The organism is Actinomadura sp. B10D3 (assembly GCF_039871695.1).
Classification (GTDB): domain Bacteria; phylum Actinomycetota; class Actinomycetes; order Streptosporangiales; family Streptosporangiaceae; genus Spirillospora; species Spirillospora madurae.
In genome coordinates, this window is the sequence record NZ_JBDPLY010000013.1 from 176,784 (window position 1) to 191,437 (window position 14,654).

Genomic DNA, 14,654 nt, shown 5'->3' on the forward strand with positions numbered 1-14,654 from the left:
GCCATGCGCGAATTCAGGATGCCGCGGCTGGCCCTCGACGACGAGGAGATGGTGCTGGCCTCGTGGTCGGTCGCCGAGGGCGGCGCCGTCGCCGAGGGCGACCCCGTTCTGGAGGTGGAGACGTCGAAGGCGGTCATGGAGGTCGAGTCGCCCGGCGACGGAGTGCTCGCCGTCCGGGTGCGCGCCCCCGGAGAGGCGGTGGCGGTCGGGGATCTCCTCGCGCTGATCGCCGACCCGGGCGAGACGTACGACGCCGAAGCGTTGCGGGACCGGTCGCCGAAGCCGGCGGCCGGCGCGCCGGACCGGCCGGAGCCCGCGCCTTCACCGGTGGGGGCGCCCGTCCCGTCCTCGGCGCCACCGGCGCCGGACAGTGCCGTCCCGCGCCGATCGACCGTTCCGGAACGTCCGGACCCGCTGGTGCCGCACGGCTTCCTTGCCGGACTGCCCGCGGGCCCGCGGCGGGCACCGGAGCCCGCGCGAGCCCGGCCGCCGGAGCCTCGACCGGAATCGCGGCCGGAGTCGCGGCCGGTGAAGGAGAAGCTCTCCCCGCACCGCGGCGCGGTCGCCCGGCTGATGACCGCGTCGGCCGGCATCCCGCAGTTCTCCGTCCACCGGGAGCTGGAGATCGCCTCGGCGGAGGAACTCGTCCGGCGCCTCCGCGCGGTCGGGATCCGCGCCACGCTGACCGATGTCGTCCTCAAGGCGACGGCGTACGCGCTCCTGCGCAACCGCCGGTTCAACGCGCTGCTCGTCGGTGATCACATCGAGCGTTTCGACACCGTCTCGATCGGCGTCGCCACCGACGGCCCGGCCGGGGTGCTCGCGCCCGTGGTGCACGGGGTGGAGCGGCTGGACTGGGCGGCCCTCGCGGCGGAGCGGAGCCGTGTCGTGCTGGGCGCCCGTGAGGGGAGGCTCCGCCCGGAGGATCTGACGGGCGGCACGTTCTCCGTCTCGAACGTCGGACCGCTCGGCGGTGACGCCGTCGTGCCGATGGTCACCCCGCCGCAGATCGGCATCCTCGGCCTGGGCAGGGCGCGCACCGCGGGCGACCGGCGGGTCCTGACCGCGGTCGTGGTCGCCGACCACCGGGCCGTCGACGGCGCCGACGCCGCGCGGCTGCTCGCCGGCCTGGGCGAGGCGCTCGGCGACGCCGACCGGCTGACGCTGGCCGGTCCCGACGTGGAGGACCTGCCATGAGCGCCCACCGGATCGCCGTGGTCACCGGGACCAGCAGGGGGATCGGCGCGGCCGTCGCCGCCCGCCTGATGGACGACGGTCTCACCGTCGTCGGGATGAGCCGCTCGGGCTCGCCCTCGCTGCGCGGGCCCCGGTTCCACGACCTGCGCGTCGATTTGACCGATCCCGGCGCGTGCGCCGCCGGGATCGAGCGGTCCATCGCCCTGGCCGGCGGCCTGGACGTGCTGGTCAACAACGCGGGACTGCACGCGACCGGCCCGTGCTGGGACCTCGCGCCCGAGACGTTCGAGGCGCTCGTCACCACGAACCTGACCGCCCCGTTCCTCCTCAGCCAGGCGGCGCTGCGCCACTGGACCGAGCGCGGCACCGCCGGGGTCGTCCTCAACCTCTGCTCGGTCGAGTCGGAGATCGCCTGGCCGGACCCGCCGCAGGCCGCCTACGCGGCCACCAAGGGCGGGATGGTGGGGCTCACCCGGGCACTGGCCTACGACTTCGGCGGCCTGGGAATCCGGGTGAACGGGCTCGCACCCGGCGCGGTCGACACCGCCATGTCACCGCGGGACGACGAGCGCCTCACGGCGGCCATCCCTCTCCAGGGACGGCTCGGGACGGTCGACGAGATCGCGGCCGCCGCCTCCTTCCTGGTCTCGGAGCAGGCCGCCTACATCACCGGCGAGATCCTCTACGTGGACGGCGGGTACCGATTGCCATGACCGAGCGATTCCTGGGAGCGACGGCTCTCGTCACCGGGGCGGCGGGCGGCATCGGGGCCGCCGTCGTCGAGCGACTGACCGGCGAAGGCGCGCGGGTGGTCGCCGTGGACCGCGACGCGTCGGCGCTGGCCGAGCTGTACCGGCATCGGGACGCGGTGACCTGGAGGGAATGCGACCTGTCCGAACCGGTCCGCGACGATTTCGTGGCCTCGGCCGGCGACGTCTCGGTCCTGGTCAACGCCGCGGGCATCCTGCGGCGCAGCCCGTTCCTCGACCATTCCCTGACCGATTGGCGGGAGACCTGCGCGGTCAACCTCTCCGCGCCGCACCGCCTGGCCCAGCAGTTCGTCCGGCACCGGCTCGGACTCGGCGGGGGCGGCGCGATCGTCAACGTGTGCTCGATCGAGTCGTTCACCGCCGCACCCGAGCACGCCGCGTACACGGTGACGAAGTCGGCGCTGATGATGCTCACGAAGGCGTTCGCGCTCGAACTGGCGCCCCACGGCATCCGGGTGAACGCGATAGCCCCCGGCGTGACCGCCACCAACATGAACGCCGCGCTCCGCTCCGACCCGGAGCGGGCGGCGCGGCTGCTGTCCGGAGTGCCCATGCGGCGGTTCGGCGCACCCCGGGAGCAGGCGGCCACGGTGGCCTTCCTGGCATCGGACGAAGCGTCCTACATCACCGGCGCGGTAGTGCCGGTCGATGGCGGCTGGCTGACCCGGTAACCCCTGATCTGAGACAAGGAAGAACCATGCCTGAAGTCGTCACCTTCCCCAGCGATGGCGTCGCCCTGGAGGGCCTGCTGTTCCGGCCCGACGGACCCGGTCCCCACCCCCTCGTGGTGATGGCCGGCGGCTGGTGCTACGTCAAGGAACTGGTGCAGCCCCGCTACGCCCGCGTCTTCCAGGCCGCGGGGATCGCCTCGCTCGTCTTCGACTACCGCGGCTTCGGCGGCAGCGAGGGCGAGGTGCGCCAGCACGCCGACCCGCACCAGCAGATCCGCGACTACCGCAACGCGGTGAGCTACGCCGAGACGCTCGACGGCATCGACCCGGACCGGATCGGCGCCTGGGGCATCTCCTACAGCGGAGGCCACACGCTCATCGTCGGAGCCGCCGACTCGCGGGTGCGCGCCGTGGCGTCGATCGTGCCGGTCATCGACGGCCTGGAGACGATGCGGCGCGCCCACGGCACGATGGGCTTCCGGCGGCTGCGCGAGGCGGTGCTGCGCAACCGCCGGCGGCTCTGGGCGACGGGCGAGCACGGGTACATGAAGCACTCCTCCACCGACCCCGCCGAGGAACTGTGCACCTGGCCGTTCCCCGGCAGCCCCCCGCTGTTCGCGCATCTGAAGGAGACCGAGGCCCCGAACTACGAGAACCGCAACACGATCGAGTCGGCGGAGCTCCTCCTGGAGTACTCGGTGGAGCCGCACGTGGGCCGCCTGGTCGACACGCCGACGCTGATGCTCCTGGCCGACGCCGACGACTTCACCTGGTCCGACCTGGAGGTCGCGGCGTTCAACGCGATCCCGACGCCGGAAAAGAAGCTGCACGTCGTCGCGGGAACCGACCACCACGAGCTGTACCGCGACCCGGGGAAGACCGCCCAGGCTGCACAGGTCTGCCGGGACTGGTTCGCCGAGCACCTGTAAGCCGAGCACCTGTAAGCCGAGGTCAGCGCGGCCGGACGGTTGACATGCACGGCGGGCGGCCTTAAACTGAACTATACGTTTAGTTCAGTTTAAGGCCGCCGGTACCAGCGGCCGGGGAGGGGTGCCATGGCCACCGCCGGTGCCACGGACTTCACGGCGTTCGATCTGCCCGCCCGGCGGATCCCGGACACCGGGCCGGTCAGCGACGCGGAACGGGCCGTCCGCCGGGACCTCGCCGCGGCCTACCGGCTGTGCGCCCTGTTCGGGTGGGACGACCTGATCTACACGCACATCTCCGCGCGCATCCCCGGAACCGATCACCACTTCCTGGTCAACCCGCTGGGGCTCGGCTTCGACGAGATCACCGCCTCGAACCTGGTCAAGATCGATCTGCATGGGAACGTCATCGGGGACAGCCCGTACCGGCCGAACGCGGCCGGCTTCGTCATCCACGGAGCGATTCACAGCAGCCGCGCCGACGCGGCGTGCGTCATGCACCTGCACACCGAGGCGGGGATGGCGCTGAGCGTCCTGGAGGAAGGGCTGCTCCCCCTGACCCAGCACGCGATGAGGCTTTACGGCCGCATCGGCTACCACGACTACGAGGGCATTGCCCTGACGATGGACGAGCAGCGGCGCTTCATCGCCGACCTCGGCGACAACGCCGCCCTGATCCTGCGCAACCACGGGACGCTGACCGTGGGCCGCAGCGTCGGCCATGCCTTCACCGAGATGTTCTACCTCGACAAGGCCGCCAGGACGCAGCTCATGGCACAGGCCGCCGGCCGTCCGCTGCGCGTGCCCGGCCAGGACGTCGTGGAACTGACGGTCAGGCAGTGGATGGACGATCTCGGCGTCTCCGGAGACCGCGAATGGCCGTCCCTGATCCGCAGGCTCGACCGCACCGACCCCTCCTACAAGGACTGACGCGGTGACCGCTGGAGGAGGACCGATGGCCCGGCAGCACCTGACGACGTTCCATGAGCACTGGTCGGCGGCCGTCCGGAGGAGCGACGGCGACTCGGCCTTCCTGCTCTTTCACGACGAGTCCGGTACCACGACATGGACGTACCGGCGGTTCGACGAGATCGTCGCGCGCACGGCGGGGACGCTTCGCGGGCTCGGCGTCCGTCCGGGCACCGCGGTTCACGTGGCGCTGCGCAACTGCCCCGCCTTCATGGCGACCTGGCTGGCGGTGGCCCGGCTCGGCGCCTGGATGGTCCCGGTCGACCCCGCGTCGAGCGCCCGCGACGTGGCCGGCCAGGTGCGCCGTACCGAGCCCGTTCTGGGGATCTGCGCCGCAGACCGGGCCGCGACCTACCGCGCCGGCGCCGGCGACGCGGTCCCGGCGGTGCTCGTCCTGGAGGAGACCGCCGCCGATGTGGCACCGGGCGGTCCCCTCCTCGCCGGCGACCCGATCCATGCCGCCGCGGAGACGATCACGGCCGGCACCCGGCTCGCCGTCATGTTCACCTCGGGCACGACGTCCGAGCCCAAGGGCGTCGTCCTCGTCACCGCCCGCGCCCGGCACGCTCGCGGAATGGGCGGCCGGGCATCTGGCCCCGGCGGCCCGTCCCCGAGCCTGGCATCTCATCGACGCGCTCCCCCGCACGAGCGTCGGCAAGGTCCGCCGGTTCAAGATGACGAGCGGTGCCGTCGAGAGCGGAGACTCCCGCCCGGCGCCCGCCCCCGGGAGGTGACCGGGGACGCGGAAAGCGGTCGCCCGGGGCGCGCTAGGGTGGATCCGGCGATCCGGCCCGGACGCGGTCCGGGCTTCCCGAGCACGTTGTGAGGTGCGGCGATGTCATCCGGCGCCGGGCGGGCCCCGGTCAAGCGCCGGCGCACGCGGACGTCGCCGCGCTCGGAGGCCGAGATCCTCGACGCCGCCTACGACCTGCTGATGACCCGGGGGCTGGACGCCACGACCGTGGAGGCGATCGCGGACCGGGCGGGCGTCAGCAAGGCGACCGTCTACAAGTGGTGGCCGAACCGCGCGGCCGTGATCATGACCGCGTTCCTGCGCAGGTCGGGCGACATCCTGCCCTATCCGGACAGATTCGCCCCCGGCGAGGTCGAGGACCGGCTGCTGCGGATGGCGGCGGCCTTCCGGGGGCCCGCCGGCACCGCGGTCTCCGCCCTGATCGCCGAAGGCCAGTCCGACCCCGACATCGCCCGCGCCTTCCGCGACGGCTACGTCAACAAGCGGCGCGAGCAGGGCATCGCGATCGTGCGGGACGCGATCGCGGCGGGCGACATCCGGCCGGCCGACCCCGACGTCGTGCTGGACCTTCTCTACGCGCCCCTGTACTTCCGGCTGCTGGTCGGCCATCTCCCGCTGACGGACGAGGCCGTCCGCGAGCACGTCGGGCTGGTCATGCGGGGGCTCGCGCCCTAGGATCCGCCCGGCCCGCCGCACAGGATCTCATCGATGAACCGAGACCTGGCCCGGACGAGCTCCCGGGCGGCGGGCGAGTCGAACGGCAGGAGATCGCATCCGTGCGCCCCGCCCGGCACCAGATGGAGACGGGCCGCGTTCCCGGCGGCGCGCCACCGGCCGGCGAGCAGCACGGAATCGTCGCGGAGCGGGTCGGCCGTGCCCACCACCATGAGCGCGGGCGGCAGCCGGGACAGGTCCGCGAGGACGGGTGACAGCTCCGGATTGGACACCGCCTCCGCCGCGGCGTACTGGGCGCGGAACCAGGTCAGGGTGGCGGCGTCCAGCCCGAGGAAAGGCCGAGGCATCCGCCGTGCGCTTCTGGTCAGCCGCAGGTCGAAGAAGCCGTACGCCAGCGCCGCTCCGTCGACGGCCACCGAGCCGAGCCGGTCGCGCAGCCGGACCATCGCGGCCACCGCCAGATTGGCGCCCGCCGACTCCCCGGCGACGAGCACCCGCTGGACGCGGTACTCGCCCCGGCCCTTGAGGGTCGCCCACGCAAGCGCGTCCGTGACGTCGTCGAGGGCGGCCGGGTACGGGTCCTCAGGAGCGAGCCGGTAGGCCACGGACGCCACGACCACCCCGCACCCGTCGGCGAGTGCGGTGAGGCGCTCGTCCTCCCAGTCGGGGCTCCCGGTCACGAAGCCGCCGGAGTGGCAGTGCAGGACGAGCCCTCGCGGGGCGCCGCGCCGGGGGCGGGAGACCCTGACGCGGACGGCACGGCCCCCGGCGGGCAGGAGGACGTCCTCGCAGCGGAGGAGACGGACGACCGGGCCGTAGATCGACCGGCCGGCCTCCCGCGCCGCCCGCATCTCGGCCGCCGTCCGCTGGTGCGGGCGCGGAAGCCCGGCGAAATACCCGGCCAGCCGCCGGTTGGCCCGCAGCGTGGCCGCGGGGACGGCATCGGGCATCGGCTACACCTCCGGTTCGTAGCGGCCGTCGACGCCAGCCAGCCGCCGTCCACCACGACGGAGCTTCCCGTCACGAAGCCGGACGCTTCCGAGGCGAGGTAGACGACCGCGCCCGCGAGTTCCTCCGGGCGGCCCCACCGGCGCAGCGCGCTCTTGTCCGCGTACGCGCGCCGCCACCGCGGGTCGGCCCGGATCTGCGCGGCGAGAGGGGTGTCCACGATGCCGGGCACCAGAACGTTGGCCCGCACACCGTGCGTGCCCCACTCGGCGGCCGCGGCACGGGTGAGCTGCACCACGGCCGCCTTGGTGGCGGCGTACACGCCCTGCCCGGGTTCGACCACCTGGCTGCGGATCGAGGAGACGGTGATGATGCTGCCGCCGCTCCGGGCCGCCATCCGCGTGCCGAACTCGCGCACCGCCAGGAACATCCCGCGCAGGTTGAGGTCGACGATCCGGTCGAACTCGTCGTCGGTGACGTCGCCGAGCCGCTTGCGGACGTTCGTCGCCGGTGTCACCAGGAGGATCCGCGTGCGCTCGCACTCGCCGGCAAGCCGCCGCATGTCCTCCGGCGAGCGGACGTCGGCCACGGCCGAACGCGCGGTGCCGCCCTGGCCGGTGATGCGCGCGACGGTGGCGGCGAGCCCGCGCTCGTCCACGTCGGCGCAGACGACCGAGGCACCGAAGGCCGCCAGGGCGGCCGCCGCGACGGCGCCGATACCGCTGGCGGCGCCGACGACGACCGCGTCGCGGCCCGTCAGATCGAAGATCCGGCGATAGGCCGGGGCGTCCGCGGCGCGTTCCGGGCCGGATTCATGGGCCGTCATCACGTCTCCTTCCGGGGCGGCCCGGCGACCAGCGCCGGACCGGAGCCGGCGCCGTCGAACCGGATCTCACTGTCGAACGAGCGACGCAGCGCGAGGTAGGCGTCGCGGCCCGGTGCGGCGCGGCCGTTCACGATCCGCTTCGCTCCGGCCGCGCCGCCGGTCAGCAGGTCGATGGCCGTGGCCGCCATGACCTTGGCGGGCGTGATGACCGCCGACTCCAGATCGGTGGGCCAGTACCCCTCTCCGTGGATCGGGGCGGGGTTTCCGCCGGCGGCCATCGGCTGGACCAGCGGGATGAGATGGGCCAGGTCCCCCACATCGCTGCAGCCGCCGATATGGCCGCCGTTCCGCCGGACCGGTCCCCCGCCGGCCAGAGCGCGGGCGTTGGCCTCGACAACGTCCGCGAGCCCCGGGTCCGGGGTGTACGGCAGGTAGCCGGACACCGTGCGGACGGACACCGCGCATCCCATCGCGACCGCGCCCGCGGCGAGCGCCCTGTCCACCGCCACCGACAGGCGCCGCAGCCCGTCCACGGTGCGGGCCCGGACCATCAGTTCCATCCGCACCCGGTCCGGGACGACGGTGAGCGAATGGCCGGGCTCGGTCAGCACCCAGTGGACCCGCGCCCGGTCGTCATCCCGGAAGCCTTCACGGTGGGCGTCGATCGCGGAGCCCGCCAGCAGCGCGGCCTTCAGCGCGCTCACCCCCTCCCACGGGGCCGACGCGGCGTGGGCGGCGGTCCCCTCGAAGGTGACCAGCTTGGTCAGCCCGCCGTTGAGGGTGACCTCCACGTCGAAGGCCGACTCGTCGGCGGTTCCGGCCGTGTGGGTCATCAGGGCCAGGTCGACGTCGTCGAACTCGCCGAGCCGGATCAGCTCCGGCTTGCCGACGATGAACTCGATCTCGCCGCGGTCGCGTCTGGCCAGCCGCTCGCCCAGCTCGATGCACTCCTCCGCCGGCACGGCGAAGAAGACGACGTCGCCGTCCAGCGCCGAGGCCACCGCGCTCAGGCCGTACGCGGACGCGAGCATGGACGCGAGCTGTGCGTGGTGGCCGCAGGTGTGCGCCGCGCCGGTGGCGGGATCCGCGAACGGGTGGCCGGGAGCGCGCATGGCGTCGAGCTCGCCCAGGATCGCCAGGGACGGCCCCGGGGAGCGCCCCCGCAGCCGGGACTTGACGCCCGTACCGGCCAGGCCGGTTCGCGGCGGCAGGCCGAGTCCGCCGAGCGCCTCCGCGACGATCCGCGCGGAGGCGTGCTCGTTGAAGCCGGTCTCGGGTGTGCGGAGCAGCCGGTCGTTCAGCGCCTCGACGGCCGGGCGCGCGGCGTCGATCGCCGCCATGCAGGCCCGCTTGAGCGAGTGGACGCCGTCCGTCACGCGCCCTCACCCGAACCGACCTTGATGAGGACGCTCCTGGTCTGGGTGTACTCCGACAGCGCGGCCTCGCCGGAGCTGCGCCCGTAGCCGCTTCCCTTGGCGCCGCCGAAGGGGGAACCGGGGTGGAGCACCTTGTAGGTGTTGATCCAGAAGACCCCGGAACGGACGGCCCGCGCGACCCGGAAGGCCCGGTCGATGTCCGCGGTCCACACCGAGCCCACCAGGTCGTAGGGAGTCGAGTTCGCCAGCGCGACCGCCTCGGACTCCGCGCCGAAGCGCATCACCGACAGCACCGGCCTGAAGACCTCTTCCTGGGCGAGCTCGTGCGCCGGGTCGCTGGCGACGATCGTCGGCTCCAGGTAGTAGCCCGTCTCGCAGCCCGGACGCGCGGGCCGTTCCCCGCCGAAGAGCACGCGTCCGCCGGCGGCGCGGGTCCGCTCGATGAAACCGCGGACCCGTTCGTGGTGCGCGGCACAGACCAGGGGGCCGAGGGTCGTCGTCGCGTCGGCGGGGTGACCGGGCCGCAGCCCGGCGGCCGCCTGCCGGACCCGGTCGAGCACCGTGTCGGCGATGTCCTCGTGCACCAGCAGGCGGGAGCCCGCGGTGCAGCTCTGGCCGGCCGAGCCGTAGATTCCGGAGACGATCGCGGGCACGGCCCGGTCCAGGTCGGCATCGGGGAAGACGATCTGAGCCGACTTGCCGCCCAGTTCCAGGACCGCGTCCGCGCCGCGGGCGGCCGCGTCCGCGGCCACCCGGCGGCCGGTCGCCTGCGACCCGATGAAGGTCACCTTCGCGACGTCCTCGTGGGCGACGAGGGCCCGCCCCGTGGGATCGCCCGGACCGGCGACCACGTTGACCAGCCCGGCGGGCAGCCCCGCCCGGACGGCGAGCAGCGCGATGGCCGCCGTGGTCAGCGGGGTGAGTTCGCTCGGCTTGACCACCACCGCGTTGCCCGTGGCGAGCATCGGCCCCAGGTTGGTGCCCGCCGTCACCACGGGTGCGTTCCAGGGGGTGAGCAGGCCGAGGACCCCGAGCGGCTCGCGGGTCACGTAGTTGATGAGGTCGCCGCCGGTGGGCGGGACCAGGCCGCCGTTCTTGTCCGCCCAACCGGCGAAGTAGCGGATGACGCTCGCGGTGAGCGCGACCTCGACCCGGGCCTCCCGGATGGGCTTTCCCACGGTGCGGGACTCGGCCTCGGCGAGCGCGGACGCGTGCTCCAGCAGCAGATCGGCCAGGCGGGTCAGGCGCAGGCCGCGCTCGGCGGGGGCCATGTCCGTCCAGGCGCGCTGCGCGCGGATCCCCGACGCGACCGCCGCGTCGACCAGGTCCGCGGACGCGGGCGGGTATTCGTAGGCGGGGTCGCCGGTGGCCGGGTCGGCGAGCCGCTGGACGACGCCGGACGGGTCGCCGGCCACCTGCGCGCCGTCGAGGACGTGCGGGCGGGTGACGTCGAAGCCGGTGACGATCTCGTCGAGCAGCTCGGTGAGCCGATGGGCGGCGTGGGCGAGGGTGGTCATCAGTGGGCCTCCGAGGGGTGTCCGTCCGCTATGGCGGGAAGCGCGTGGAAGATGCGTGTGGTGTCCTCGCCGTCGGCGATGTGGGCGGCCGACCGGGACCAGACCGTGCGCAGCAGTTCCAGCACGGGCACCCGGCAGTCGTCGGGAAGGGAGGAGACGGCCAGCTCGACGTCGCGGCGCATGAGCCCGATCGCGAACCGGCTGTCGTGGTCGCCGGTCAGGACGAACCGCGGGTAGACCAGCTCGCTGGCCACGCTCCTGCCCGAGGCGCCGTTGAGCGCGTCGAGGAAGGCGGCCGGCTCCACCCCGTGGGCCTGGACGGCGCGCACCGCCTCACCGACGGTCACCAGGTTGGCGGCGTACAGGATGTTGTTCATCAGCTTGCAGGCGCTGCCCGCGCCCACCGGTCCCACATGGACGTGGTTTCCGCCGCTGCGCGTCCGGCAGCTACGCGGTCGTCGGCCACCCGCTCGCCCACATCGGCTCGGTGATGGGGTACCCCATCGTCATGGAGCAGCGCGGCGGACCGCACCTCGCCGCCGCACTGGGCGGGTTGGGCAAGGACGACTGCGTCGTGGTCATCAGCTTCTGGCGGCTGCTGCGCGAGACCGTGGTCGGCGCCCGGTTGGCCAAGTCGAACGGGGCGACCGTCTGCGCGATCACCGACACCGCCTCCTCTCCCCTCGCCGACCACGCCGACCACGTGATGGTCGTGCCCACCGAGGGCCTGCTCAGCTTCCAGTCGATGACCGCCCCGATCTCGGTCATGTACGCGGTGCTCGCCAGGCTGCATTCGCTGCGCCCCGAACAGGCCACGAACGCCATGCGCGAAGTGGAGAGAAGCTGGGACGCCCTGAACGTCCTGTACTCCTGACCCGCCCAGCGCCGGCACGGCCTAGACGAGGTTGTCCTCGACCTTCAGGCCGAACTCGCCGCGGCCGTACATCGACAGGGCGTGCTCGACGTCGTTCGCCACGTGGACGCTGCCCGCGTGGGCGTCGCGCCAGGCCCGTTCGATGACGTTGCCGCGGTGCAGGGAGTTGCCGCCGGCGGTCTTGAACAGGATGTCGATGGCCTCGATGGCGCGCTCGGTGCCGCGGACCTGGTCGCGGCGGGCGCGCAGCCGCAGCTCCATCGGGATCTTCTCGGTGCGGACGGCGTACTCGTGGATCTCCCGGACGTTCCGGTCGGTCTGCAGGATGGCGGCGTCGATCTCGGACGCGGCGCGGGCGACGGCGACCTGCGCGAACGGGTCCTCGACGAACCGCCCGCCGCCGAGGCTGAGCCGGATCCGGTCGCGCATCCGCGCCACGTACAGATCGTGGCAGCCGGCCGCCATCCCGATCACGCTGGCGGTGACGGTGGAGGTGAAGATCGTGCCGAACGGCATGCGGTACAGCGGGCCGGTGTTGACCTTGCGGCCGGGGTTGCGCAGCTGCGCCTGCTCGAAGTTGCGCATCGCGCGGTGCGCGGGGACGAACGCCTTCTCCACGACGATGTCGTCGCTGGCGGTGCCCCGCAGGCCCATCGAGTCCCAGACCTCGCGGATCTCGTAGTCGGCCTTCGGGACGAGCACCGTCATGAAGTCGACGGGACGGCCCTCCGCGCCGACGACGAGCGCGCCGAGCAGCGCCCAGGACGCGAACTCGCAGCCGGACGAGAACGACCAGCGCCCGCTCACCTCGTAGCCGCCGTCGACCGGGGTGAGCCGGCCGATCGGGGCGTAGGACGAGGCGACGAGGGTGTCCGGCCCGGCGCCCCACACCTCGTGCTGCGCCTCGTCGGCGAAGAGGCCGACGTGCCAGGAGTGGACGCCGAGGATCGCCGCGACCCAGCCGGTGGAGCCGCACGCGCCGGAGATCGCGCGGATGACCTCGTAGAACGCGACGGGGTCCTCCTCGGCCCCGCCGTAGCGGACGGGCTGCAGCATCCGGAACACGCCGGCGGCGGTCAGCTCGCGGATCGTCTCGGCGGGGATGCTCCCCTTCTCGTCCACGGACCGGGCCCGCTCGGCGATACCGGGCAGCAGCTCGCGCACGGCGTCCAGGACCTCGTTGCTCATCCCGTTCCTTCCCTCTACCGGCCATTGCAGGAGACCATGCTCGCGCGTCGCCGCGAGGACGCGCGTCCCGGCCACCGGGACTCGCCGATCGGGCCGGTGGACCGCGACCTAATGTTCGAATCACCCATGTATCGCCGAAGGGATGATCCACGTGACCGCTACCGAGTCGGACGCCGTCCGCGCCATCGAGGCGGAGGCGATCACCCGCCGTTTCGCCCGGGGATGGCACTGCCTCGGCCTGGCCGAGAAGTACCGGGACGGCAAGCCCCACACGGTCAACGCGTTCGGGCAGAAGCTCGTGGTCTTCACCGGCGAGGATGGCACGACCAACGTCCTGGACGCCTACTGCCGGCACATGGGCGGCGACCTGTCCGACGGCACGGTCAAGGGCAACGAGATCGCGTGCCCCTTCCATGACTGGCGCTGGGGCGGCGACGGGCGGTGCAAGCGGATCCCGTACGCGCGCCGCGTCCCGTTGCGCGCCCGGACCGCCGCGTGGCCGACGATGGAGCAGGACGGGCTGCTGTTCGTCTGGAACGACCCGGAGGGGAACCCGCCCCCGGCGGACGTGACGATCCCGAGGATCGAGGGCGCGACCCGCGACGACTGGACGGACTGGCGCTGGACGGAGCAGGTCGTCCACACCAACTGCCGCGAGATCATCGACAACGTCGTGGACATGGCGCACTTCTTCTACATCCACAAGTCGTTCCCGACGTACTTCAAGAACATCTTCGAGGGGCAGACCGCGACCCAGATCATGAAGGGCCGGAGCCGGGACGACGCCCGCCGGGAGAGCGGCGGCGGCGGGCCGCGGATGCTCGGCAACTCCTCCGTGGCGTCCTACCACGGCCCCTCGTTCATGATCGACGAGCTGACGTACCACTACGAGGGCTACGACCTGAACTCCGTGCTGATCAACTGCCACTACCCGATCGACGAGCACTCGTTCTCGCTGCACTCGGGGATCATCGTGCAGCACAGCGACGCGCTGCCGGCCGAGGCGGCGGAGGCCACCGCGCGGAAGCTGTCGGACTTCATCCTGACCGGCTTCGAGCAGGACGTCGCGATCTGGAAGCGCAAGGCCCGCATCGACAACCCGCTCCTGTGCGAGGAGGACGGCCCGGTCTACCAGCTCCGCCGCTGGTACCAGCAGTTCTACGTGGACGTCGCGGACGTCGCGCCGGAGATGACCGACCGGTTCGAGTTCGAGATCGACACGACGCGCCCGGTCGAGTCGTGGGAGCGGGAGGTCCAGGAGAACCTCGCGCGCCGGGAGGCCCAGGGAGCCTCGGCGTGACGGTCCGCCAGGACGAGCGCCTGCTGGACGGCCCGCTGCTGCCGGTCCGGTGCCGCCGCTGCGCGGCCGAGGTGCTGGTGCGCAAGTCGACCTGGGAGCAGACGAGCATCCAGTGGAACGCCGAGGCCAGGGCCGCGTGCACGGGCCTGGACGACCCGCACGCGACGTGCCCGGCGCTCCGCTCGGCGATCCAGGAGGCGGCGCTGAACGGCTCCATCAAGGTCATGGAGTGACGGTGTCGCAGGGCTCTCCAAAGCTTCTCTGAGCGAAGGTGAAAGATCCCGGGGGCGTCCCGACATGAGCAGGTGACCCCCGACCAAAGGAGGCCACATGCCGAGGACCCCGGAGTCCTGTACCTGCGGGGCCCGGAGGCGGTGGACGCGGCGGTGGAGCGCCTCGCCCGGCTTCGGCTACCGGGCCGTCCCGCCGGAGAACCCCTACTGGTCCGACCACGGCGCCGCCGTGTTCCGGGACCCGGACGGCTGGCGCCTGGTCCTCGCCCCCCGGGTCTTCGGCGAGACCCCGCCGCCCGGCCGCTAGGAGACGGCCGGACGCCCTGGACAGCCAGGCCGGGGAGACGAAACGATGCCAGGCCGGCCGTCCCTGGAGGAGGTTCATCGGTGGCGATAAGCCGTCGTCCTCGATGCGGGTGGCGTCCGCAGG

Annotated in this window: 17 protein-coding genes; 11 read left to right on the top strand and 6 right to left on the bottom strand. The window is 73.0% G+C overall.

Annotated elements, in window-relative coordinates; translation table 11 throughout:
- Positions 1 to 3 precede the first annotated feature (3 nt).
- The 7 genes from ABGB11_RS21120 (at position 4) to ABGB11_RS21150 (ending at position 5,962) form a co-directional block, all read left to right on the top strand.
- Positions 4 to 1,197 (top strand): 2-oxo acid dehydrogenase subunit E2, encoded by a 1,194-nt coding sequence (locus ABGB11_RS21120; protein ID WP_347635316.1) that lies wholly within the window; start codon positions 4 to 6, stop codon positions 1,195 to 1,197.
- Positions 1,194 to 1,910: an SDR family NAD(P)-dependent oxidoreductase gene (locus ABGB11_RS21125; protein ID WP_347635318.1), complete on the top strand. Its 717-nt coding sequence runs from the start codon at positions 1,194 to 1,196 to the stop codon at positions 1,908 to 1,910. Before ABGB11_RS21120 ends, ABGB11_RS21125 begins: the two co-directional genes overlap by 4 nt.
- Complete coding sequence (locus tag ABGB11_RS21130; protein ID WP_347635320.1) at positions 1,907 to 2,638, top strand: SDR family oxidoreductase; 732 nt, start codon at positions 1,907 to 1,909, stop codon at positions 2,636 to 2,638. The genes ABGB11_RS21125 and ABGB11_RS21130 overlap by 4 nt, the downstream gene beginning before the upstream one ends.
- 26 nt (positions 2,639 to 2,664) lie before the next feature.
- Positions 2,665 to 3,567 carry an alpha/beta fold hydrolase gene (locus ABGB11_RS21135; RefSeq protein WP_347635322.1) on the top strand — a complete coding sequence of 301 codons (903 nt, stop codon included), beginning with the start codon at positions 2,665 to 2,667 and terminating at the stop codon, positions 3,565 to 3,567.
- 126 nt (positions 3,568 to 3,693) lie between these two features.
- Positions 3,694 to 4,494, top strand: coding sequence for a class II aldolase/adducin family protein (locus tag ABGB11_RS21140; protein WP_347635324.1), 801 nt, complete (start codon positions 3,694 to 3,696; stop codon positions 4,492 to 4,494).
- A gap of 25 nt (positions 4,495 to 4,519) precedes the next feature.
- Positions 4,520 to 5,359, top strand: coding sequence for an AMP-binding protein (locus tag ABGB11_RS21145; RefSeq protein ID WP_347635326.1), 840 nt, complete (start codon positions 4,520 to 4,522; stop codon positions 5,357 to 5,359).
- A 9-nt stretch (positions 5,360 to 5,368) separates the two neighbouring features.
- A complete protein-coding gene (locus ABGB11_RS21150; RefSeq protein ID WP_347635328.1) occupies positions 5,369 to 5,962 on the top strand; it encodes a TetR/AcrR family transcriptional regulator in 594 nt (197 codons plus the stop codon).
- On the opposite strand, the gene ABGB11_RS21155 is transcribed toward ABGB11_RS21150, so the two are convergent.
- From ABGB11_RS21155 to ABGB11_RS21175, 5 genes are read right to left on the bottom strand one after another with little or no spacing between them, the layout of a single operon-like run.
- A complete protein-coding gene (locus ABGB11_RS21155) occupies positions 5,959 to 6,642 on the bottom strand; it encodes an alpha/beta hydrolase (RefSeq protein ID WP_347635330.1) in 684 nt (227 codons plus the stop codon). The two genes, ABGB11_RS21150 and ABGB11_RS21155, sit on opposite strands and share 4 nt — an antisense overlap.
- Complete coding sequence (locus tag ABGB11_RS21160) at positions 6,639 to 7,736, bottom strand: SDR family oxidoreductase (RefSeq protein ID WP_347635332.1); 1,098 nt, start codon at positions 7,734 to 7,736, stop codon at positions 6,639 to 6,641. The genes ABGB11_RS21155 and ABGB11_RS21160 overlap by 4 nt, the downstream gene beginning before the upstream one ends.
- Positions 7,736 to 9,112 carry a M20/M25/M40 family metallo-hydrolase gene (locus ABGB11_RS21165; protein ID WP_347635334.1) on the bottom strand — a complete coding sequence of 459 codons (1,377 nt, stop codon included), beginning with the start codon at positions 9,110 to 9,112 and terminating at the stop codon, positions 7,736 to 7,738. The genes ABGB11_RS21160 and ABGB11_RS21165 overlap by 1 nt, the downstream gene beginning before the upstream one ends.
- Positions 9,109 to 10,629 (bottom strand): aldehyde dehydrogenase family protein, encoded by a 1,521-nt coding sequence (locus tag ABGB11_RS21170; protein ID WP_347635336.1) that lies wholly within the window; start codon positions 10,627 to 10,629, stop codon positions 9,109 to 9,111. The genes ABGB11_RS21165 and ABGB11_RS21170 overlap by 4 nt, the downstream gene beginning before the upstream one ends.
- Positions 10,629 to 11,033, bottom strand: coding sequence for an NAD-binding protein (locus ABGB11_RS21175; protein ID WP_347635338.1), 405 nt, complete (start codon positions 11,031 to 11,033; stop codon positions 10,629 to 10,631). Before ABGB11_RS21175 ends, ABGB11_RS21170 begins: the two co-directional genes overlap by 1 nt.
- 86 nt (positions 11,034 to 11,119) lie before the next feature.
- Between ABGB11_RS21175 and ABGB11_RS21180 the strand changes: the two genes are divergently transcribed.
- A complete protein-coding gene (locus tag ABGB11_RS21180) occupies positions 11,120 to 11,503 on the top strand; it encodes an SIS domain-containing protein (RefSeq protein WP_347635340.1) in 384 nt (127 codons plus the stop codon).
- A 21-nt stretch (positions 11,504 to 11,524) separates the two neighbouring features.
- Here ABGB11_RS21180 and hsaA read toward each other — a convergent pair whose 3' ends face one another.
- The gene (gene hsaA / locus ABGB11_RS21185; RefSeq protein ID WP_347635342.1) at positions 11,525 to 12,691 is read right to left on the bottom strand and encodes a 3-hydroxy-9,10-secoandrosta-1,3,5(10)-triene-9,17-dione monooxygenase oxygenase subunit; all 1,167 of its coding nucleotides are present in this window, start codon (positions 12,689 to 12,691) and stop codon (positions 11,525 to 11,527) included.
- Positions 12,692 to 12,833: 142 nt separating this feature from the next.
- Between hsaA and ABGB11_RS21190 the strand changes: the two genes are divergently transcribed.
- The 3 genes from ABGB11_RS21190 to ABGB11_RS21200 all read left to right on the top strand — a co-directional run bounded on the left by ABGB11_RS21190 (position 12,834) and on the right by ABGB11_RS21200 (position 14,531).
- A complete protein-coding gene (locus ABGB11_RS21190) occupies positions 12,834 to 13,991 on the top strand; it encodes a Rieske 2Fe-2S domain-containing protein (RefSeq protein WP_347635344.1) in 1,158 nt (385 codons plus the stop codon).
- Positions 13,988 to 14,224 (top strand): ferredoxin, encoded by a 237-nt coding sequence (locus ABGB11_RS21195; RefSeq protein ID WP_347635346.1) that lies wholly within the window; start codon positions 13,988 to 13,990, stop codon positions 14,222 to 14,224. Before ABGB11_RS21190 ends, ABGB11_RS21195 begins: the two co-directional genes overlap by 4 nt.
- A gap of 97 nt (positions 14,225 to 14,321) precedes the next feature.
- Positions 14,322 to 14,531 (top strand): hypothetical protein, encoded by a 210-nt coding sequence (locus ABGB11_RS21200; protein WP_347635348.1) that lies wholly within the window; start codon positions 14,322 to 14,324, stop codon positions 14,529 to 14,531.
- Positions 14,532 to 14,654: the final 123 nt, after the last annotated feature.

What these genes read in the sequence shown, in the direction of transcription:
- ABGB11_RS21120 (WP_347635316.1), top strand. Translation starts at nt 4, where the DNA reads ATGCGCGAATTCAGGATGCCGCGGCTGGCCCTCGACGACGAGGAGATG.
- ABGB11_RS21125 (WP_347635318.1), top strand. Translation starts at nt 1,194, where the DNA reads ATGAGCGCCCACCGGATCGCCGTGGTCACCGGGACCAGCAGGGGGATC.
- ABGB11_RS21130 (WP_347635320.1), top strand. Translation starts at nt 1,907, where the DNA reads ATGACCGAGCGATTCCTGGGAGCGACGGCTCTCGTCACCGGGGCGGCG.
- ABGB11_RS21135 (WP_347635322.1), top strand. Translation starts at nt 2,665, where the DNA reads ATGCCTGAAGTCGTCACCTTCCCCAGCGATGGCGTCGCCCTGGAGGGC.
- ABGB11_RS21140 (WP_347635324.1), top strand. Translation starts at nt 3,694, where the DNA reads ATGGCCACCGCCGGTGCCACGGACTTCACGGCGTTCGATCTGCCCGCC.
- ABGB11_RS21145 (WP_347635326.1), top strand. Translation starts at nt 4,520, where the DNA reads ATGGCCCGGCAGCACCTGACGACGTTCCATGAGCACTGGTCGGCGGCC.
- ABGB11_RS21150 (WP_347635328.1), top strand. Translation starts at nt 5,369, where the DNA reads ATGTCATCCGGCGCCGGGCGGGCCCCGGTCAAGCGCCGGCGCACGCGG.
- ABGB11_RS21160 (WP_347635332.1), bottom strand. Translation starts at nt 7,736, where the DNA reads ATGACGGCCCATGAATCCGGCCCGGAACGCGCCGCGGACGCCCCGGCC.
- ABGB11_RS21170 (WP_347635336.1), bottom strand. Translation starts at nt 10,629, where the DNA reads ATGACCACCCTCGCCCACGCCGCCCATCGGCTCACCGAGCTGCTCGAC.
- ABGB11_RS21180 (WP_347635340.1), top strand. Translation starts at nt 11,120, where the DNA reads ATGGGGTACCCCATCGTCATGGAGCAGCGCGGCGGACCGCACCTCGCC.
- hsaA (WP_347635342.1), bottom strand. Translation starts at nt 12,691, where the DNA reads ATGAGCAACGAGGTCCTGGACGCCGTGCGCGAGCTGCTGCCCGGTATC.
- ABGB11_RS21190 (WP_347635344.1), top strand. Translation starts at nt 12,834, where the DNA reads ATGATCCACGTGACCGCTACCGAGTCGGACGCCGTCCGCGCCATCGAG.
- ABGB11_RS21200 (WP_347635348.1), top strand. Translation starts at nt 14,322, where the DNA reads ATGCCGAGGACCCCGGAGTCCTGTACCTGCGGGGCCCGGAGGCGGTGG.